At 68.0% G+C, this 18,823-nt stretch carries 17 protein-coding genes and 1 pseudogene; 8 read left to right on the top strand and 10 right to left on the bottom strand.

Annotated features, from left to right (window positions below; all coding sequences use genetic code 11):
• Positions 1-46: 46 nt before the first annotated feature.
• Positions 47-802 carry a PIG-L family deacetylase gene (locus A9310_RS06370; protein ID WP_065629859.1) on the bottom strand — a complete coding sequence of 252 codons (756 nt, stop codon included), beginning with the start codon at positions 800-802 and terminating at the stop codon, positions 47-49.
• Between the two features lie 173 nt (positions 803-975).
• On the opposite strand from A9310_RS06370, the gene htpG reads away from it, so the two are divergent.
• Complete coding sequence (gene htpG, locus A9310_RS06375) at positions 976-2,988, top strand: molecular chaperone HtpG (protein ID WP_065629860.1); 2,013 nt, start codon at positions 976-978, stop codon at positions 2,986-2,988.
• A gap of 31 nt (positions 2,989-3,019) precedes the next feature.
• The gene (locus A9310_RS06380) at positions 3,020-4,012 is read left to right on the top strand and encodes a hypothetical protein (protein WP_065629861.1); all 993 of its coding nucleotides are present in this window, start codon (positions 3,020-3,022) and stop codon (positions 4,010-4,012) included.
• A 25-nt stretch (positions 4,013-4,037) separates the two neighbouring features.
• On the opposite strand, the gene A9310_RS06385 is transcribed toward A9310_RS06380, so the two are convergent.
• Positions 4,038-4,505 carry a nitroreductase family deazaflavin-dependent oxidoreductase gene (locus A9310_RS06385; protein WP_065629862.1) on the bottom strand — a complete coding sequence of 156 codons (468 nt, stop codon included), beginning with the start codon at positions 4,503-4,505 and terminating at the stop codon, positions 4,038-4,040.
• Between the two features lie 100 nt (positions 4,506-4,605).
• On the opposite strand from A9310_RS06385, the gene A9310_RS06390 reads away from it, so the two are divergent.
• Positions 4,606-5,601 (top strand): N-acetylglucosamine kinase, encoded by a 996-nt coding sequence (locus tag A9310_RS06390; protein WP_065629863.1) that lies wholly within the window; start codon positions 4,606-4,608, stop codon positions 5,599-5,601.
• A gap of 302 nt (positions 5,602-5,903) precedes the next feature.
• On the opposite strand, the gene A9310_RS06395 is transcribed toward A9310_RS06390, so the two are convergent.
• On the bottom strand, positions 5,904-6,746 hold the full coding sequence (locus tag A9310_RS06395) for a crotonase/enoyl-CoA hydratase family protein (RefSeq protein ID WP_065629864.1): 843 nt from the start codon (positions 6,744-6,746) through the stop codon (positions 5,904-5,906).
• Between the two features lie 100 nt (positions 6,747-6,846).
• Here A9310_RS06395 and A9310_RS06400 point away from each other — a divergent pair, with 100 nt between their 5' ends.
• Complete coding sequence (locus A9310_RS06400; protein WP_055475413.1) at positions 6,847-7,506, top strand: PaaI family thioesterase; 660 nt, start codon at positions 6,847-6,849, stop codon at positions 7,504-7,506.
• 33 nt (positions 7,507-7,539) lie between these two features.
• Here A9310_RS06400 and A9310_RS06405 read toward each other — a convergent pair whose 3' ends face one another.
• The 5 genes and pseudogenes from A9310_RS06405 to A9310_RS06425 form a co-directional block, all read right to left on the bottom strand.
• Complete coding sequence (locus A9310_RS06405) at positions 7,540-8,094, bottom strand: dihydrofolate reductase family protein (RefSeq protein ID WP_055475414.1); 555 nt, start codon at positions 8,092-8,094, stop codon at positions 7,540-7,542.
• A complete protein-coding gene (locus A9310_RS06410; protein ID WP_055475415.1) occupies positions 8,094-9,032 on the bottom strand; it encodes an AraC family transcriptional regulator in 939 nt (312 codons plus the stop codon). Before A9310_RS06410 ends, A9310_RS06405 begins: the two co-directional genes overlap by 1 nt.
• 69 nt (positions 9,033-9,101) lie before the next feature.
• A complete protein-coding gene (locus A9310_RS06415; protein ID WP_055475416.1) occupies positions 9,102-10,853 on the bottom strand; it encodes an alpha/beta-hydrolase family protein in 1,752 nt (583 codons plus the stop codon).
• Positions 10,854-10,956: 103 nt separating this feature from the next.
• Positions 10,957-11,769 (bottom strand): ABC transporter permease, encoded by an 813-nt coding sequence (locus A9310_RS06420; RefSeq protein ID WP_055475417.1) that lies wholly within the window; start codon positions 11,767-11,769, stop codon positions 10,957-10,959.
• Positions 11,766-12,680: pseudogene (locus A9310_RS06425) on the bottom strand (ABC transporter ATP-binding protein). The gene A9310_RS06420 and the pseudogene A9310_RS06425 overlap by 4 nt, the downstream one beginning before the upstream one ends.
• 160 nt (positions 12,681-12,840) lie before the next feature.
• Between A9310_RS06425 and A9310_RS06430 the strand changes: the two are divergent.
• Together A9310_RS06430 and A9310_RS06435 are read left to right on the top strand one after the other, a co-directional pair.
• On the top strand, positions 12,841-13,974 hold the full coding sequence (locus A9310_RS06430; RefSeq protein WP_254661186.1) for a sensor histidine kinase: 1,134 nt from the start codon (positions 12,841-12,843) through the stop codon (positions 13,972-13,974).
• Positions 13,971-14,621, top strand: coding sequence for a response regulator transcription factor (locus A9310_RS06435; RefSeq protein WP_065629866.1), 651 nt, complete (start codon positions 13,971-13,973; stop codon positions 14,619-14,621). Before A9310_RS06430 ends, A9310_RS06435 begins: the two co-directional genes overlap by 4 nt.
• A 100-nt stretch (positions 14,622-14,721) precedes the next feature.
• On the opposite strand, the gene A9310_RS06440 is transcribed toward A9310_RS06435, so the two are convergent.
• Complete coding sequence (locus A9310_RS06440) at positions 14,722-15,807, bottom strand: diacylglycerol kinase (RefSeq protein ID WP_065629867.1); 1,086 nt, start codon at positions 15,805-15,807, stop codon at positions 14,722-14,724.
• Between the two features lie 135 nt (positions 15,808-15,942).
• On the opposite strand from A9310_RS06440, the gene A9310_RS06445 reads away from it, so the two are divergent.
• The gene (locus A9310_RS06445; protein WP_065629868.1) at positions 15,943-16,677 is read left to right on the top strand and encodes a glucose 1-dehydrogenase; all 735 of its coding nucleotides are present in this window, start codon (positions 15,943-15,945) and stop codon (positions 16,675-16,677) included.
• Here A9310_RS06445 and A9310_RS06450 read toward each other — a convergent pair.
• Positions 16,652-17,638, bottom strand: a complete 987-nt coding sequence (locus A9310_RS06450; protein ID WP_065629886.1) for an arsenic resistance protein — start codon at positions 17,636-17,638, stop codon at positions 16,652-16,654. The two genes, A9310_RS06445 and A9310_RS06450, sit on opposite strands and share 26 nt — an antisense overlap.
• Before the next feature lie 25 nt (positions 17,639-17,663).
• Between A9310_RS06450 and A9310_RS06455 the strand changes: the two genes are divergently transcribed.
• Positions 17,664-18,401, top strand: coding sequence for a CPBP family intramembrane glutamic endopeptidase (locus A9310_RS06455; RefSeq protein WP_065629869.1), 738 nt, complete (start codon positions 17,664-17,666; stop codon positions 18,399-18,401).
• The last annotated feature ends 422 nt before the right edge of the window (positions 18,402-18,823 follow it).

Raw genomic sequence — 18,823 nt, forward strand, 5'->3', positions numbered from 1 at the left:
GGGTGGGTGTGCGGGCCGCGGCACCTCCCGGTCGACCCGACACCGCCTAGATCAGGTCGCAACCACCGGGGACGAGGTCGCGGCGCTGATAACACTCGACGCCGAGCAGCTTCTCCTGGATGTCGTCGGGCAGCGACATGAAGCCGGAGATGGCCCGGCTGCGATCGATCTCCGAACGGTGGGCGGTGACGGCTGCCCTCTTGCGGGCCGCGAGATCCGACACGTCGACCACCACGTCGATCTCCGACTCCGGAGTGCCGGGTAGCTGCTCCCGGGGGATGTCCGCGAACAGACTCTCCGCGAGGATGTCCATCATCCACTTCGGGATGGTGGCGAAGTACAGCGAACGCACGCGCCAGGCCGGCCCGGCGCGGTGATAGAGCTTCGTCGACGCCGCCGCGTCGGCCGCCGCGCACGCGAGCCGGTGCGCGTGGACGTGGTCGGGGTGACCGTAGATACCCAGCGGGTCGTAGGTGATCACGATGTCGGGTTGCACTGCCCGGATGTGGTGGGTGAGCGCACGGACCTGTTCGTCGAACGACGCCTCGCACAGCCGCTGCGCATCGGGTGCGGATTCTGGTCGCCGGTCGTCGGCATAGCCGAGCATGATCGGCGGGCGCGGCATGCCGAGGATGTCGACCGCGTCGGCGAGTTCGCGGTGCCGGACGGTGCCGTCGGTCCAGGTGCACATCACGAGGTCGACCTCGCCGCCGGCGTCGGTGTGACGCGCGATCAGGCCACCGGTCCACAGTGATTCGTCGTCGGGGTGCGCGTGCACCAACAGCAGTCGGGGTGTGCCCATCCACCTGGCTTCCTGATCGTTCCCGCACGGCACGGATGTCGCGGGGGGTAGTCGGTCCCCGACCCAGGGTAGCCACACCACCGCTCGGTAAAGTCGGTGTCCGTCACACGTGTCGCACCGGCGCGGAGATTTTCATCCGTCCGGTGCACGAGAACAGAACATGGAGGTCTGCGATGAGCGCTCAGCCCGAAGTCCACGAGTTCCAGGCCGAGACCCGGCAGCTGCTGGATCTCATGGTCCACTCGATCTACTCCAACAAGGACAGCTTCCTGCGCGAGCTGATCTCCAACGCGTCCGACGCACTGGACAAGCTGCGGCTGGAGTCCCTGCTCGACAAAGACCTCGACGTCGACACCTCCGACCTCCACATCACGCTCGACCCCGATGCCGAGGCCCGGACCCTCGTCGTGGCCGACAACGGCATCGGCATGACCCGCGACGAGGTCGTCGGCCTGATCGGCACGCTGGCCCGTTCGGGCACGGCCGAGTTGCGCCGGTCGCTCGCGGAGGCTCGCGCGAACGGGGTGTCCGACGCGGCGGCCGAGGAACTGATCGGTCAGTTCGGCATCGGCTTCTACTCGACGTTCATGGTCGCCGACAAGGTCACGCTGGTGACCCGTAAGGCGGGGGAGAGCACCGGCACCCGCTGGGAGTCGACCGGCGACGGAACCTACACGATCGACGACGTCCCCGACGCCCCGCAGGGCACCTCGGTCACGTTGGCGCTCAAGCCCGTCGACACCGAGGATCACCTCTACGACTATTCGGATCCGACCAAGCTCCGCCAGCTCGTGAAGCGGTACTCGGACTTCATCGCGTGGCCGATCCGGATGGACGTCGAGAAGACCGTTCCGGTGGAGACCCCCGACACCGAGGCCTCCGACGCCGACGACGCGGACGAGAAGAAAGCGCCGGAGACGAAGACGGTCGTCGAGGCCGAGACGATCAACTCGATGAAGGCGCTCTGGGCCAAGTCGCGCTCGGAGGTGACCGACGAGGAGTACCAGGAGTTCTACCGGCACGTCTCCCACGCCTGGGATGCGCCGCTGGAGACCATCACGCTGCAGGCCGAGGGCACCTTCGAGTACCAGGCGCTGCTGTTCATCCCGACGCAGCCACCGTTCGACCTGTTCATGCGCGACAGCAAGGTCGGCATCCACCTCTACGTCAAGCGCGTCTTCATCATGGACGACTGCGCCGAACTGATGCCGGAGTACCTGCGCTTCGTCAAGGGTGTCGTCGACGCGGCCGACCTGTCGCTGAACGTGTCCCGCGAGATCCTGCAACAGGACCGCCAGATCCGCGCGATCCGTCGCCGGCTCACCAAGAAGGTGATCTCGACGGTCACCGAGATGCGCGCCGGCCGGCCCGACGACTACCGCACGTTCTGGGATGCCTTCGGCCGGGTGTTCAAGGAAGGTCTGGTCAACGATCCGGACAACCGCGAGGCGCTCCTCAAGGCCTCGTCGTTCGCGACCACCCACTCCGAGGACGAACTGACCACACTCGCCGACTACATCGGCCGGATGAAGAGCGGTCAGGACACGATCTACTACATGACCGGCGAATCGCGTCAGCAGATCGTGAACTCGCCGCACATGGAAGCGTTCCGCGCCAAGGGAATCGAGGTTCTCGTCCTGTCCGATCCCGTCGACGAGATGTGGGTCTCGGCGGGTGCGGAGTTCGACGGCAAGTCGTTCCAGTCGATCGCCAAGGGCGCCGTCGACCTCGACGGTGACGACGAGGACGCCGACGATTCCGCCAAGGAGGAGCAGAACAAGACCTACGCCGACCTGCTGGGGTGGCTCACGAGCACCCTCTCCGACGACGTGAGTGAGACGCGACTCTCGTCGCGCCTCACCGAGTCGCCGGCGTGCCTGGTCGGTGACACGTTCTCGATGTCTCCGCAGCTGGAGAAGCTCTACCGGGCGTCCGGTCAGGAATTCCCCAAGTCCAAGCGGGCACTGGAGCTCAACCCTGATCACCCGCTCGTCGCCGCGCTGAACAAGGCCTACGGAGCCGGGGATCACGAACAACTGGTGCCGACGGCGAAGCTGCTGTACGGCATGGCCGTGATCGCCGAGGGCGGTGAGCTCGACGACCCGGCCGAGTTCGCGAAGCTGTTGGCCGGTCGGCTGACCGAATCGTTCGCGGCGAGCGGACCGTCGGCCGGTTCGGAGTCCTGATCGGTCTGTCCAGACCACGGGTACGCCGCACGTGAGCCGCCGAAGACGGATCGTCGTCTTCGGCGGCGTGGCGGTTGTCCTGGCGGTGGTGCTGGTCGCCGCGCTCGTCGTCGGGCTGGCCCGCGAGGACGAGCGGGCGGCCACCCCGTCCGAGGCGGTGCAGACCTATCTCGACGCGCTCGCCGATGCCGACGCCGACGCGGCTCTGGGTGTCATCGATCCGCGCCCCGACACCCGGTTTCTGTCCGACAACGTCCTGCGGGCTCAACACTCCGCGGCGCCGCTGGGCGACATCGAGGTCCGGTCTGCTGCCGACGGTGCGCCGGAGGAGAACGTCCGGGCAAGATACCGGATGGGTGCCCGGGTCATCGACACCGAGATCCGGACCGTACGGGTCGCCGACGGCTGGGCCGTCGTCGACGGCGCGATCGCGGTCCGGATCGAGTCGCTACGGGTTGTGCAACCGACGTTCTTCGGCGGCGAGGTCGAGGAAGGGGACACGGTGCACGTGTTCCCCGGACCGCAGCGCTGGGGCTCCCGCGACACCGACTTCGTCGCGCGCGTCGCAGACGACGATCCTCCGACCACGCCGAGAGGACCCATGTCCGTCCGCGTCGTCGGCGAACTGAGCGCCACCGGCGCCGGAGCCGTCAGCGATTCGGTGTCGGCGCACCTGACCGCGTGTGCGGCGTCGACCCAGGCCGATGCGGGGCGGCAGGTCGCGGGCTGTACCCAACGGTTGTACCGCTCCGCGGTGGACGGCAGTGTGCGGTGGACGGCTCCGAAAGACCTGTCCGGGCTGCGTTATCTGCTCCGTGTTCCGGTTTCGGATGCGAGTGGGGACAGCAGCCGGGACGGGTCGGGTCTGGGTGTCGTCGACGTCGTCGGCCCGGTGCGCTGGCGGGTGTCCTACACCCCCGAGTACGACGCGGACGGCCCCCGGGTGGAGACCGTCGACGAGCAGTACCTCGTGGGCCATGTCGACCTCACCGAGAGCAGTCCCGAGTTCGTCACCGACGGCTGACCCACCGAGTTCCGACCAGGTCGGGTCAGCGCGGTCGCAGCCGGAACACCGGGATGCGGCGGTCGGTGCGCTTCTCGTACAGATCGAAGTTCGGCCACACCGCCCGCAGCGTCTGCCAGGCCGCGTCCCGCTCGGCGTCGACCAGTTCGGTGGGCACCGCCTCCGACACCTCACCGTGGACGATGATCTCGATCTCGTCGGCAGCGCGGAGGTTGAAGACCCACGCCGGCATCTTGGGACCGCCGAAGTAGGAGCCTGCGATCAACCAGTCCGACCCGTCCGGGACGGCCAGGAGTTGCGTCGTCCGGATCGCACCACTCTTGCGGCCCGGGACCCGGATCGTGATGTTCGGCAGATCACCGATGTCGAGCAGGCTCAGCCGCTGTCCCGACACAGATTGAAGAACGCTGTCGCACCTGACGATCTGCGGGAGGAAGCGAGGCATCCAGGAGATCGACCCGATCTTCACCGCGAGTCCGCGCCGCACCGTCATGCGCCCAGTGTGTCACGGGGATTCGGCGAATCGACGTCGACTCCCCGGACCCGTGYCGAGTCTCCGCCGACGCCGTGACGGTTCGATGCCCTCCGGGCGGATGGGCACCGAGGTAGCGTTGCGGTCCGTGACGACCGGTGACAGCGTGACGCACATCTTGATCGACGGCGGCCAGACCGGCACCCGCGTGCGGATCGAGACGCCCGACGGTGGTTCCGACCACGACGCGCCCCCGATCCGTACCGACCGACCGGTCGTGGAGCAGATCGCCGCAACCGTGCGGGACATCCTTCGAACGGCGATGGTGAGGTCGGGTCCCGACGGGTCGCCCGGCCCGTCGGTGGTCGCGGCCGGCGTGTCCGGACTGACCCCCGGCGCCTCCCGCCCCATCGATCTCCTCGCCGCGCTCGCCGACGCAGGCGTCGACTCCGTTGCCCTCGCCCATGATTCGGTGACCGCGTATCTGGCCGCGAATCGTCACGAGTTCGGCGCGGTCACCGCGGTCGGGACGGGCGTGGTCACCCTCGGGGTCGGCCGGGGCGGTGTCCGCCGGGTCGACGGCTGGGGATACCTCTTCGGCGACGCCGGTAGTGCCTACTGGATCGGGCGGTCGGGCATCACCGCGGCACTGCGCGCCTTCGACGGCCGGGGGCCCGAGACGGCACTCCGCGTGGCCACCGAGGAGGAATTCGGTCCGCTGGCCGAGTTGTACATGTCGGTGCAGGCCGACCCCGACCGCGTCGCACGCATCGCCGCGTTCGCCCGGGCGGTCGACGCCGCATCGGAGGCCGGGGATGCGGCGGCCCAACAGGTCATCGACGACGCCGCCGACGAACTGGCGACGTCGGCGATGACCGCGCTCGACCGCAGCGGCCGCGGGCCCGGCGAGCCAGCACGCGTGAGCTGGGTCGGCGGTGTGATGTCGGCCAGTGATCGACTCCGAAACCGGTTCGTCGACACCATCTCTCGCCGAGCCCCGGAGGTGTCCGTGGAACCGCCGCACGGCCCGCCCTTCGACGGCGTCCGACTCCTCACCGATCTCGACGCCGCACACCCGCTGGCCGAGCACGTCTACCGTGGGACCTCTGCTCCCTGAGCCGAAAGAAGCGGCCCCCATTGCTCCCTAATCCAAAGGAACGACATGACCATTGCTCCCTGAGGTGCGAGGAGCGCCAGCGACGAGCCACGAAGGGCCTGGTGAGGCAGGTTGCGGAGCCCTTCGTGGCTCGCTTCGCTCGCACCTCAGGGAGCAGAGATGTGGAAGCCCACGCGTGTTCTTTCGTAGTCCACGACGGCCGCCAGGCCGCAGGTACTGAGGTGCGAGGAGCGCAAGCCGCCGGGCGGAGCAAGCGACCACGGAGCGCGTTGAGGTCGACGAGCCTCGAAGCTCAGGGCGACTCAGCGGCCCTTGAACTCGGGTTTGCGCTTCTCGAAGACGGCGGTGATGGCCTCGGTGAGGTCCTCGCTGGGCAGGAACGCGGAGTTCCACGCGGCGACGTAGCGGAGGCTGTCGTGGACGGCGGCGCTGCGCGAATGGTCGAGAACGGACTTGATGCCGTGGACCACGAGCGGCGGGTTGTCGGCGATCTCGCGGGCGGTCGAGCGGGCGAGCTCGAGCACGGCGGTCTGATCGTCGGCGACGTCGTTGACCAGACCGATCTTCTCGGCGCGGGCGGCGTCGATGTCCTTGCCGGTCAGCGCCAGCTCCCGCATGTGACCGTCGCCGATGATGAACGGCAGGCGCGCGAGTGTGCCCACGTCGGCGACCATCCCGACCTTCACCTCACGCACGCTGAACTTGGCGTCGGCGCTGGCGTAGCGCACATCGGCCGCGCAGATCAGGTCCACGCCGCCACCGATGCACCAGCCGGACACGGCCGCGACGACCGGCTTGCGACAGTCGGCGACCGCGGTGATGCCGGCCTGGAGTGTGCGCAGCGAGTCGAGGAATTCGGTGCGCGGCGCGGCTTTGGCGTCCCCGGCGAGGACGGCCGACAGCGTCCCGCCCATCGCGACGAGGTCGAGGCCGTAGGAGAAGTTCTTGCCCGACCCCGTCAGCACCACCGCGCGCACTTCCGGATCGGTGTCGAGGTGCCCGAACAGCTCTGGGAGTTCCTGCCAGAAGTCCGGTCCCATGGCATTGCCCTTGCCCGGGCCGATGAGGGTGACCTCGGCGATGTGGTCGGAGACGGTGATGTCGAACGCGGTCCAGGCGCGGTCGTTCCAGGCGTGGTCTGTCATGCGAGGGAGCCTACTCGGCGGTCAGAACCGGCGGTGTCCGGATCCGCCGACGGCGACCGGTCGGGCCGAGAGCGGTGCGTCGACCCTGTTAGATGGGTACATGAGCGGATACATCCAGGAGGACATCGACCCGGAGGAACTCGCGCACCGGACCGAACTCGCGTCCGCGATCGCGGGCAGCGTCCGGGACTTGATCGATGCGACGGTGCGCACCGAGGTCGGTGAGACAGACATCGCGGAGGCGAGGCGGCTCATCGCCGCCGCCACCGAGATCCTCCGGAAGGACCAGCTGCCGGGCCCGTTCGGCATCCGATTCAACTCCGACGGCACCAAACGGTCCTGGGGCAATGCCGTTCTGGGGCGGCGGAACCCGATCGCACCGCCGGTCGAGCTCCATCACGAATCCGAGTACAGCTGGCTCGAGGTCGCACTCGGTCCCCAGTACGAGGGTCCGGCCGGACTCGTCCACGGCGGCGTGCTCGCGCTCGTCTTCGACCAGCTGCTGGGTTCGACCGCGGAGTTCCAGGGTGTGCCCGGGATGACCGGCACCCTCACCGTCCGGTATCGGCGCGGTACGCCGCTCGGGGTGATCCGCGGCGAGGCGCGCGTCGATCGGGTCGAGGGTGTGAAGACGTTCGTCACAGGGACGATCTCGGTCGACGGCCAGCTCACGGCCGAGTCCGAGGGCATCTTCATCCTGCCGCGGTGGGCTCGCGGTGAGGTGCCCGACGCCATGCGGAACTCGGTCGGCGAGGGCTGAACGCCGCGGGCCGGCCCGTCGCCCGACGACCGGTCAGACCTCCGCGGGAGTCGATCGCGGCCCTACGGGTGAGTAGCGCGCACACAGGAACGCGCCGTTGCGTGCGAAGTCCTGCAACTCGAAGTCGTAGGCGCGCGGGAAGAGTGGTCGGCCCGACCCCAAGGTGACGGGCGCGATCGACACGATGACGTCGTCGAGCATTCCGGCTTCGGCGAACTGCGCGGCGAGGTCGCCGCCGCCCACGACCCAGACGTGGCGGTCGCCCGCTGCGTCGACCAGACGGTCACGGAGGTCTGCGGGGCTCCCGGCGACCACCGAGATGGTGTCCGACACCGGCGTCAGTGACTGATGGGTGAAGACGAACGTCGGTATGTCGTATGGCCACGGCTTCCCGTCGGAGACCTCGTGGTCGAGGATCCACCGGTAGGTCGTCGCGCCCATCACGGCGACACCGACCTGCCGGAAGAAGTCGTCGTAGTTCATCGGCCCGCCCTCCTCGAGCGGCTGGCTGAGCAGCCAGTCGAGGTTGTCCCGGTCGTCGGCGAGGAAGCCGTCGAGGGTCGTTGCCGTGTAGTAGCGGAATGCCATCAGAATCCTCCGGAGTGTTTGCGGTGCCACATGATCGGGTCGGGATCGAGAGTCGGGGCGGTGACGTCGACGCCGGAGTCCCGCAGCATCCAGCGGGCGACGAGCCGACGATGTGCGGAGAACGTCAACACGTGCGCGACGATCTGGGAGAGCAGGAACGATTCGGGTGGGTCGCACAAGGCGTCGATCACGCGGTCCTGCCACGCGCCGCGTCGGTCGATGTCACGGATCAGGGCGAGCCAGCGCGGTGCGATGTCGCGATGCAACTCGATGAGGTCGGTCAGTTGGGTCAGTGCGGCCGGCGGCAGGTCGGCTCCCTCGATCGTCGACAACCAGGGGAGTTTGTCGCCGACGAGATGGGAAATGACCTCTGCGAGAGACTCTTCCGGTCCACTCCAGGACAGCAGCTGGTTACCCGCGAAACGCGGCGCGGTCCACGACGCGGCGTCGAGCCCCTTCGCGGCGTCGAGGAGCGCCTCGATGTCGTCGAGGTCGTGGCGAATCATGAGCATCACCACGTTGCCCGCATCCTCGGTCGTGGGTGAGCCGCTGTCGACGTACAGCGCAGTGGGCGAGTGGAAGTGGATGCCGTTCGGCGCCGGCAGCCAGTGGCTGTGCTCTCCCACCGCACCCATGCGGCCGGGACTGTGTCCGAAGGCGCGGCTGAAGGCACGCGAGAAGCCGTCGACGGACGAGTACCCGGACTCGAAGGCCACGTCGGTCACCGACTGTCCCCGCTGGAGGAGCCACGCGGCACGTTCGAGGAGGACGCGGCGCCGCAGGGCCACCGGTGCCTCGCCGGCACCGCGCCGGACCTGCCGGGTGAAGTGGAACGGCGACGCGTAGGCGCCCGAGGCCATGTCGTCGAGCGAGGTGTTGTCCTCGGACAGCACCGCGTCGAGAAGCTGCCGGAGACGGTCACGGTCGGTAGAGGTCACCCTCTGAGTATGGAACCGCGAAAGCCGTTCCCGCCCGACCGAAATTGCTCCACCGGGCGGCGGTGCCGATCAGTCCCTCGTCAGCAGGGGGATCAAACGTTCGGTCTTGGCCTCGGTCCAGCCCGGCGGCTGCAGGATCTTGGCCCAGGCTGCCGGGATCGCGGACATGTAGTTGTGTCCGTGGCCGTCGGGGACTCCGACCGACACCGCCATGTCGGCGCTGACCTGCAAGAAGGTCACGAACGGGATCCACCGCATCGCCGACAGCACGTCGCGTCCGGGTTCCTCCTCGAGCCAGTCYGGCTCGCGGAGGATCAGTCGCGGGTTCCACCACGAGATCGGATCGGAGGCGTGCTGCAGATACACCGCGCGACCCGACGGCGACGTCCACTCGGTGGTCGGCTTGTCGAGGTCCGGTGCGTCGGCGATGAACCGGACCTGTCGACCGTCGTCGTAAGTGGGCAACACTTCCGGGGTCCCGTCGTCGCGTGACCCGGTCGTGTCCACCCACAATTTGTTGTTGAAGGTCGGTCCGCTGAACAGGGCACCGTCAGTGCGCGCGCTCAGCGCCGGGATGGTCCCGAACGCCGACTCGGCCGCGAAGGAGCCGAGGCTCTCGCCGAAGACGACGAGCTTGGGGCGTTGGGCCTCAGGTACCTCGCGCACCCGTTCCGAGACCGCCTCGAAGAGCGCCTGCCCGGCCTGCCGCGCGCGTTCCTTGTCGACGAGGAACGACAACCAGCTCGGCAGGTACGAGTACTGCATGCTCACCGTCGCCGTGTCGCCGTTGTACATGTACTCGAGCGAGTCCACCGTCGCCTGGTTGATCCATCCGGTGCCGGTGGTGGAGGCGACCGCGATGAGTTTGCGCTGCAACCCGCCGGCGCGCACGAGTTCCTCTGCGGCGAGTTCGGCATTGGCACGCAGATCTGTACCCGAGCCGAGCCCGACGTAGGCGCGGATCGGTTCCATGGCGGGGGACCCGTTGAACGCGCTCAGCTCTTCCACGGTGGGCGACACCGAGATGAAGATCCGGCCTTGACGCCCGAGCGAATCCCAGGTCACCAGCGAACCCGGACCGCCCGAACGCTGCGGGGTGGTCGGCGGACTGGAGTCCGCCGTCGTTTCGTCGTTGACCGCCGCGAACGACGAGTTCAGCGCCTGCATACCGTAGTTGGCGACGACGCCGTTGAGGACCAGCACCGTGATGATGATCGCGATGGTCGCCGCGGCGAAGGCCGAGATACGCGGCGGCGCCACGCGATTGAGTTTCCGGACGAGCCACTTCACCCCGTCGCCCCACGCCTGCCCGATGGTCATCAGCAGGGCGAAGACCACCACGGCGATGAGCAGGATCTGCGGGTAGGCCGTCCAGGACAGGAGGTCGACCCCCATCATCGTCCGGACCTGGTCCTGCCACCGCTGGAACGCGACCAGCATGACGACGGTGCCCGCGATCGCGGCCAGGCCCAGCGCCGCCCAGAGCCGGCGCATCGGCGCGGGCCAGGGTTCCTCCCGGGAGATCATGTAACGGATCAGCCAGGACACCAGCACACCGAGGCCGTACCCGACCGCGGCCGAGGCCCCGCTCACGATGCCTTGGAACAGCGGCCCGCGCGGCAGGAGCGACGGCGTCACCGACAGCCACAGAAAGACGAGCGCGACCGTCAACCCGACGCAGGAATACCGGTGGAGCCGCCGCCGCCACCACGACGGCGTCTTCTCTTCTGCCGGGCCGGTGGCGCCGGACTGCTCCGGAACCGGTGCGTCGTCCGGTTCCGGAGCGGCAGGTGGTTGCGAGGTGGGCGTGGTCGACGACACGTGGGTTCCTCTTTTCTCGAGAACCCGAAAACCGTAACACCGATCGCGGTGTGGCAGCGGCGCTTACGGCGACCGTGACCGTCGTGCCATCCAGCGGCGTCCGTTACTTGACCTCGGACCGCAGAATACGTAGCACCCCGAACGCCAGGGGCAGTCCGATCCAGATCACTGCCGAGACGAGCATCCTCGCCCATTCGCCCCCGGTCGCCCAGTCGCCCTCTTGAAAGGGCACATTCGTCAGGCCGGTGTCCACCCACTGTCCGAGGTTGTCCTTGAACCACGGGACCAGCTGGCTGACCACGGTCAGAGCGGTGGGCAGCGCGAAGTAGGCGACGATCGCGCCCGGGGTGTTCAGGATCAGGGCGGCGAAGCCGAAACCGAGCAGCAAGCCGAAGGTCTGCGAGACAAACGAATTCACGAACCCGGCGAGCGTGAGGTCCCAGGAGCCGGCGGGATCGGGGAACGCCAGACCGGCGATCCCGTTGCCGATGACGCCGAGGATGAGCGCGACCGCGACCGCCGCGACGGCGGTGAGGAGCGCCGCCACCAGCTTCGCTCCGACGACGCGCTGCCGTCGGGGTTCGAGGGTGAATGTCGTCAGCGCGGTGCGTTGGCTCCACTCCCCGGTCACGAGCAGGATCGCGAGGATGGGCAGGATGATGGCGGTCGGGATGTTCATCATCCCGAAGAACTGTCCGAGGTTGAGGTTCTCGGGGCTGTTGCGGTTCGCGATGAGCATCGCGATCACGACGATCGCCGCGATGACTCCGATCGAGGCGGTCAGCCAGAAACCCGCACGCGTGTCGACGAGCTTGCGCAGTTCGACGCGGACGAGTCGGGAGAACGGGATTCCGGGGCGCTCGACGTCGATCACGTCGGTGTGCGGCACGGGGGTGCCGAAGTCGGCGAGGGTCATCGGGCTGCTCCTTCGAGTGTGGTGTGTTCACGCTGGGTGTCCGCGGTCAGCTGCAGGAACATCGCCTCGAGCTAGGCGCCGTCCGCGGGCCGCAGCTCGGTGAGGACGACGCCGACGGCGGCCGCGGCGCGGCCCACGTCGACGGGGTCGGCCTCGACATCGAGTCCGCCGGAGGCGTTGCGCTGCACGGTGATCCCGGCTGCGTTCAGCGCCTCGCCGAGGGTCGCGTCGTCGAGTGATCGGACGCGTGTCCCGGCGCCGGCGAGCAGTTCGTCTTTGGTGCCCTGGGCCACGATCCGGCCGTTGCCGATCACGACGATGTCGTCGGCGACGATCTCGATCTCGTGCAACAGGTGCGACGACAGCAGCACCGTGCCGCCGCGATCGGCGTACCCGCGCAGCAGGGTTCGCATCCAGTGGATGCCCGCCGGGTCCAGTCCGTTGGCCGGTTCGTCGAGGATCAGGATCTTCGGGTCCCCGAGCAGGGCTGCGGCGATACCGAGACGCTGGCGCATGCCGAGGGAGTAGTTGCGCACTCGTCGCCCGGCCTCCTCCGGGGTGAGGCTGACCAGCTCGAGCATCTCGTCGACGCGGTCGTGGCCGATGCCCATGGTCATCGCCGACAGTCGCAGGACCTCCGCGCCCGTCCGGCCGGCGTGCTGAGCCGAGGCGTCCAGGAGGATGCCGACCTGCGTGCCGGGATTCGGGATGGACCGGTAGTCGACGCCGTAGAGTTGCGCCACCCCCGACGTCGGCGGCGTCAGCCCGGCGATGATCCGCATCGTCGTCGACTTCCCGGCGCCGTTGGGGCCCAGGAATCCGGTCACCTGCCCGGGGCGGCAGGTGAAGGACACGTCGTCGACTGCGACGTAGTCGCCGTAGCGCTTCGTCAGATTCTTCACTGTGATCATGTCGTCCATCGTGTCGTTCCCGGATGGCGCGCACATCGGACCTCCGGACAGCGTCGTATCGACCGAAAGTCGTAGGGGTCGACACCCATCGGGAGGGCGCGGGCACCACCGGCGCCCGACTACGGTGACGGTTGTGCGTCCTGAGCAGTACCAACCACCGATGACGTGGGCCGGCCGATTGTGGCGGCTCGCGGTGATGCTCTGCGTCTCGGCCGGCACCTTCGCCACCCGTGCGTCGTACCTGTGGGACGAGGCCCGGTGGTGGTTCGTCGCCGACCTCGCACTCGGGGTGCTCTCCTACATCGTCATCTGGTGGCGCCGAAGCCATCCCGTACCGGTCACGACGTTCACGAACATCGTGACCATCGTGTCGTCGTCGTCTCTCGGACCGGGCATTCTCGCCATGGTGTCCCTGTCGACCCGGCGTCGGTGGCGCGAGATCATCCCGCAGGCGGTGTTGTCCGTTGTCGCGGGGATCATCGCCCTCGCCTTCTTCGCCACTCCGACCGAGGCGAACGATCCCGTCATCGTCAGTTACTCGGTCACGGTGGTCGCGACGGCGGCGATGGTCGCGTGGGGTCTCTACATCGGTTCGCGGCGTGAGCTTCTCGCCAGCTGGCAGGCGCGCGCGCTGGCCTCCGAGGCCGAACAGCAGGCGAAGGTGATGCAGGCGCGTTCGCTCGAACGGGCGCGGATCGCACGCGAGATGCACGACATCCTCGCGCATCGGATCTCGGCGATGAGCATGTACGCGGGCGCATTGGCCTACCGTTCGGACCTGTCCGGAGAGCAGATCCGCGAGACGGCGCAGACCATCCAGGAGACCTCGCACCTGGCGTTGACCGAGCTGCGGGAGGTGCTCGGGGTTCTGCGGGAGGGGCCCGGCGACGCCGCGCCCGAGGAACCGCAAGGGGTTCCGGACCTGGCCGCGCTGATCGAGGAGGCGCGCCGGCTGGGGATGCGTGTGGACAGCCGATGCGACATCGATGTGAATTCGCTGGGCCCGGCGATCTCACGCACGCTGTATCGGTGTGTGCAGGAAGCCTTGACCAATGCGCGGCGTCATGCGCCGAGCGCGCCGGTGACCATGCACATCCGGGGCGGACCCGAGCACGGTGTGGATCTGCTCGTCGAGAATCCGCTACCGCTGACGGCGGGTTCAGGTGTTCCCACACCAGGATTCGGCCTCGTCGGCCTGGCCGAGCGGGTCGGGTTGCACGGCGGCAGGCAGTCGGTGACCGTGAGCGACGACAAACGGTTCCTGTTGCACGTCTGGTTACCGTGGCAGTCATGACCGCCCGCATCATGATCGTCGATGACGACCCCCTCGTCCGTTCCGGACTCCGGCTCCTCCTCGGCGGTGATGCCGGCCTCGACATCGTCGCGGAGGCGGGCAACGGGCAGGAGGCCCTCGACACCCATGCCACGGCGCCCGTGGATCTCGTCCTCATGGATCTGCGGATGCCGGTGCTCGACGGGATCGCGGCCACCGGCCGCTTCAAGGCACTGGCCTCGCCACCCGCGATCATCGTGCTCACGACCTTCGACGCCGACGACTACGTGGTCCGCGCACTCGCGATGGGTGCCGACGGATTCCTGCTCAAGGACACGCCACCCGACGAGATCGTCGCGGCCATCCACCAGGTGCTCGACGGTCGACCGGCCCTGAGTCCCTCGGTGACCGCCGCGTTGATCAAACAGGTCGTCACCAGCGGCGGTCACCGGACCTCGTCCGCCGTCGAACGAGTCGACCTACTCACCGCACGCGAGCGTGATGTGGCCGTCGAACTCGCCCGAGGGGCGTCGAACGCCGAGATCGCCGAACGGCTCTACATGAGTCTTGCGACGGTCAAGGCGCACATCTCGCACATCTTCACCAAACTCGACGCGGGCAACCGGGTCCAGGTCGCGATCCTCATGCACGACGCCGGGATGGTGTGAAGTCGACACACCCACCCCTTTTCCGTGAACCCACCCGGTCCGAGCGTGGTGCGTTTACGGAAAAGGGGTGGGTTTGCGAATTCCGTGGGCGCGGAGCCCCCTACCTGCCGGTTGAGCCTGCCGGAACCCCCGGGCCCGTCACCAGCGGAAGGTCCAGTGTGGTGCGAAGTCCCGCGGGCCCATCGACCACCGCGGGAATGGCGTTCACGATCCGGCCGGCCGCGGCGACGATGGCGGCGTGGTTGTGGTCACCCTTGCGGCTCGTCGGCATGATGTCGACGGTGTACGACGGTTCGCCGGTGATCTCGACGCGGTAGCACCCGCCGGGCTGAGCCGGTTGCGCCCAGTCCGACCGCAGGTCACCTCGAAGCCGCGTCACGTGCTCGATGACGATCACGGGTTCGCCGGCCACCTTGCCGATGATCTCGAAACGCACGGCCGCGCGGGTACCCGCAGCGATGTGACCGGCCGCGATGTCGAAATCCTCCGGCGCAGGCTCGCTTTCGGAGATCTCCTCGATGTCGTCGACGGTGACGCCGAGACCGGCGGCGAGTTGCCGGATAGTCGTGCCCCATGCCAACCCCAGTACCCCCGGCAGGAACAGCATGGGTGTCTCGTCGAGCGGTTTGCCGAAGCCCATGACGTCGAACATGACGGTCGCCCCGTCGTAGGTCGCGTAGTCGGCGATCTCCATGCAGCGCACCTGCTCGATGTGCTGGCAGGTGCCCGCGAAGACGAACGGGATGAGGTCGTTGGCGAACCCGGGATCGACGCCGGTCACGAACAGGCTGGCACCGCTGCCCGCGGTGGTCTCGTCGATCTTGGCGATTGCCCTCGCGGGCATCACATCCCAGGGGTATTGGAGCGTGTTGGGGGAGGATCCGACGACGTCGATCCCGGCGGCGAGGATGCGCACCACATCGTCGAATGCCTCGACCGGACGCGTGTCACCCATGGCGCAGTACACGACACAATCCGGCTTCGTCGCGATCACCTCGTCGAGGTCGCCCACCGCCAGGACTCCGGTGGGTGTCTCCAGCCCGGCGAGCGTCGCGGCGTCGACACCGACTTTTTCAGGAGTGGACACGCAGACGGCCACGAGTTCGAACCGCGGGTCCTCGATCAGCTGGGTGAGGCACAACCGGCCGACGTTGCCGGTTCCGACAAGAGCTACCCGGAAGGACATGGCGTGGAACTCCTTGTGTTCGATCGGCGCCGGTGGGGTGTGGTGTACACCTGTCCGGACGTTTGTCTGTTCAGTAGACCATTTTCCGGTGGAACCTGTTCTATTTTCGCGCTCGTCGCGGTAGCGTTGCCGCTCATGGGACGCGTAGACGACAAGGTTGCAGTGATCACCGGTGGTTCGCGGGGCATGGGCGCCGAGCACGCCCGGGCCCTCGTGGCCGAGGGGGCCAAGGTGGTGATCGGCGACATCCTCGACGACGAGGGCAAGGCGCTGGCCGCCGAACTGGGGGACGCCGCACGCTACGTCCACCTCGATGTCACCTCGCCCGAGGACTGGCAGACGACGGTGTCCACCGCGGTAAACGAGTTCGGCAAGGTCAACGTCCTGGTGAACAATGCCGGCATCGTGAACGGTTCGACGATCCAGAAGTTCCGGCTGGACAAGTGGAAGCAGATCCTGGACGTGAACCTGACGGGCACCTTCCTCGGAATCCAGGCGGTCGCGGACCTCATGATCGACGCCGGCGGTGGCTCGATCATCAACGTCTCGTCGGTGGAGGGCCTGCGCGGAAGTCCCTGGGCGCACGGCTATGTCGCGAGCAAGTGGGGCGTGCGTGGTCTGGCGAAATCGGTTGCGCTCGAACTGGCTCCGCACAACGTGCGGGTGAACTCCATCCACCCGGGTCTCATCCGGACGCCGATGACCGAGGGGATCCCCGACGACATGGTGACCGTGCCGATGGGCCGGGCCGCGGAGTCACGCGAGGTGTCGACCTTCGTGGTGTTCCTGGCCAGCGACGAGTCCTCGTACGCGACCGGTGCCGAGTTCGTGATGGACGGCGGCCTCAGCGCCGACGTGCCACACAAGTGAACGCCCACACCAGGACGACCATCCCGATCAGTTCGACGAGTGTCTGCGTGATCACCGTCGCCGCAGCCAGTTCCGCCCCGACCGGCAGCGCCAGCGCGAGTGGCAGGACGACGAGCGAGTTGCGGGTGGCTCCGGAGAAGACGACCGCCGTCGACGGCTCCGGGGCCAGGCGGAACATGTGTGCCACCGCGACACCGGCCGCCACCATGATCGCGAGGAACGCGGCGTAGACCGGGATCACCCCGGCGATGTCGGCAAAACGCGAACCGACGAGAGGTACCTGGGAACTCACGGCGACGAAGAGTACGGCCACCATGAGCGGGACCATCGTCATCGTGGCGCCGGCCGAGGTTCGACGACCCGCCTCGGACCGGTCCGCCCAAGCCTGCGTCAGCCACGCGAGTGCCAGCGGGCAGAGGATGAGGACCGCGAACGCCCAGAGGAACGGCTCCGGCTCGATCACCGACCGTCCGTCACCGAGCAGCAGCATCAAGTACAGCGGTGTCAGCAGCATCTGGGCGAGGAGCAGCAGCGGCGTCGCGGCAAGGAGTCGTCGGGCGTCCCCGCCACCGAGTCCGGCGAAGACGACGACGTAGTCGACGCACGGACACAACAGCACCAGTAGCGCGCCGAGACGGATCGCGTCGTCGGCGGGCAGCGCTGAGGACAACACGGCCACCAGAAGAGGCGCCACGACGAAATTCAGGAACAGCACTGCGACCAGGAACCGCCGGTCACGCAGCGATTCCAGGAGATCGGACCGGCGGATCTGCAGAAAGGTGACATAGAGCAGTGCGGCGAGCAGCGGCGTGATCGCAGACTCGAGGCCCTCGGCGGGACCGGGTGCGGCCAGTCCCGCACACAGTCCGGCGAGGATCGCGCCGAGATAGAGGGCGACCTGGTGACGTTCGAGGCGGTCGACGACGGTCGCGGGTCTTGGCACCGAATCATTCTGCGACACCGCGGCCGCGTTCACCGACACCGCCATGGCGCGGTACGGCAGACTCGACCGGGTAATCACCCCGTCCCGTCGCACCGACGTCGCGCTACTGGTCGTGGTGATCGTGTTCCTCGTCGCGGTGAACATCGGTGCGCATCTCGCGGACGGCCCGCTGTCGGTGGCGATCGTCCCGGTTGCCGCCGTCGTGGCCGTGGGCATCGCCCGCCTCGCCGGCCTCGGCTGGCGGGACCTCGGCCTGAGCCGTGCGGAACTGCGCGCCGGCATCCCGGTCGCCGTGGCCGCGGTCCTCGTGGTCGCGGCGGTGGTCTCGACAGCGGTCGCGATCCCGGCGACGCGTGAGTTCTTCCTGTCCGACCGCTACGACGACACCTCCGAGGCCCTCCTGGCGGCGTTCGTGATCATCCCGCTGCAGACCGTTCTCCCGGAGGAGGTCTTGTTCCGCGGTGTGCTGCAAGGGGTTCTGGGCCGGTTGTTCGCCCCGTTGACGACGCTGGTCGTCGGTGCGATCGCCTTCGGTTTGTGGCACATCCTGTCCTCGACCGGTCTCACCGCGGGCAACGAAGGCCTGAGCGGCGTACTGGGTGCCGGGACGGTTGCACAGATCGCCGGCATCGCAGGCGCGGTCGTGGCAACCGGGGCCGCGGGTTTCGTGCTCGGGTGGTTACGGCAACGCACCACAAGCCTCCTCGCACCGATCGCCTTGCACTGGGCACTGAACGCCACCGGGGCGATCGGTGCCGCGGTGGCCTGGCAGGTGTCGTAGACCGAACACCGCGGGTATGCGCGCAGCAGCACCACGAACCATGCTCCCTAATCCGAAAGAAGCCCATAACCCCTGCTCCCTGAGGTGTGAGGAGCGCAAGCGACGAGCCTCGAAGGGCCTGGTGAGACGTGTTGCTACACCCTTCGTGGCAGTGAGAATGGGTGTGGGTGGTTGACCGGGTTTGGGTCTGACTTACTTCGTGGCTGACGGTGCTGTCATGGGCGAGATGTGTCGGCCCGGAACTCCGGTCGATCACCTGCACCAAGTGACCTGTGAGGACCGGGGCGGGTGTGACCTGATTAGGACCCTGTCTGGCTGGTAGGCCGTGACTCTTCACTGTCCTGTCCACCCGCCCCGGTGAGGTCATCCCACACCGCAGTGAAGGGAGACACCGCCAGAATGGCTGAGACAGCAGTGACCAC

The sequence above is a fragment of the Gordonia sp. UCD-TK1 genome, from assembly GCF_001691435.1.
Taxonomy (GTDB): Bacteria; Actinomycetota; Actinomycetes; order Mycobacteriales; family Mycobacteriaceae; genus Gordonia; species Gordonia hongkongensis.

What these genes read in the sequence shown, in the direction of transcription:
- A9310_RS06370 (WP_065629859.1), bottom strand. Translation starts at nt 802, where the DNA reads ATGGGCACACCCCGACTGCTGTTGGTGCACGCGCACCCCGACGACGAA.
- htpG (WP_065629860.1), top strand. Translation starts at nt 976, where the DNA reads ATGAGCGCTCAGCCCGAAGTCCACGAGTTCCAGGCCGAGACCCGGCAG.
- A9310_RS06385 (WP_065629862.1), bottom strand. Translation starts at nt 4,505, where the DNA reads ATGACGGTGCGGCGCGGACTCGCGGTGAAGATCGGGTCGATCTCCTGG.
- A9310_RS06390 (WP_065629863.1), top strand. Translation starts at nt 4,606, where the DNA reads ATGGGCACCGAGGTAGCGTTGCGGTCCGTGACGACCGGTGACAGCGTG.
- A9310_RS06395 (WP_065629864.1), bottom strand. Translation starts at nt 6,746, where the DNA reads ATGACAGACCACGCCTGGAACGACCGCGCCTGGACCGCGTTCGACATC.
- A9310_RS06400 (WP_055475413.1), top strand. Translation starts at nt 6,847, where the DNA reads ATGAGCGGATACATCCAGGAGGACATCGACCCGGAGGAACTCGCGCAC.
- A9310_RS06405 (WP_055475414.1), bottom strand. Translation starts at nt 8,094, where the DNA reads ATGGCATTCCGCTACTACACGGCAACGACCCTCGACGGCTTCCTCGCC.
- A9310_RS06420 (WP_055475417.1), bottom strand. Translation starts at nt 11,769, where the DNA reads ATGACCCTCGCCGACTTCGGCACCCCCGTGCCGCACACCGACGTGATC.
- A9310_RS06430 (WP_254661186.1), top strand. Translation starts at nt 12,841, where the DNA reads ATGACGTGGGCCGGCCGATTGTGGCGGCTCGCGGTGATGCTCTGCGTC.
- A9310_RS06435 (WP_065629866.1), top strand. Translation starts at nt 13,971, where the DNA reads ATGACCGCCCGCATCATGATCGTCGATGACGACCCCCTCGTCCGTTCC.
- A9310_RS06440 (WP_065629867.1), bottom strand. Translation starts at nt 15,807, where the DNA reads ATGTCCTTCCGGGTAGCTCTTGTCGGAACCGGCAACGTCGGCCGGTTG.
- A9310_RS06445 (WP_065629868.1), top strand. Translation starts at nt 15,943, where the DNA reads ATGGGACGCGTAGACGACAAGGTTGCAGTGATCACCGGTGGTTCGCGG.
- A9310_RS06455 (WP_065629869.1), top strand. Translation starts at nt 17,664, where the DNA reads ATGGCGCGGTACGGCAGACTCGACCGGGTAATCACCCCGTCCCGTCGC.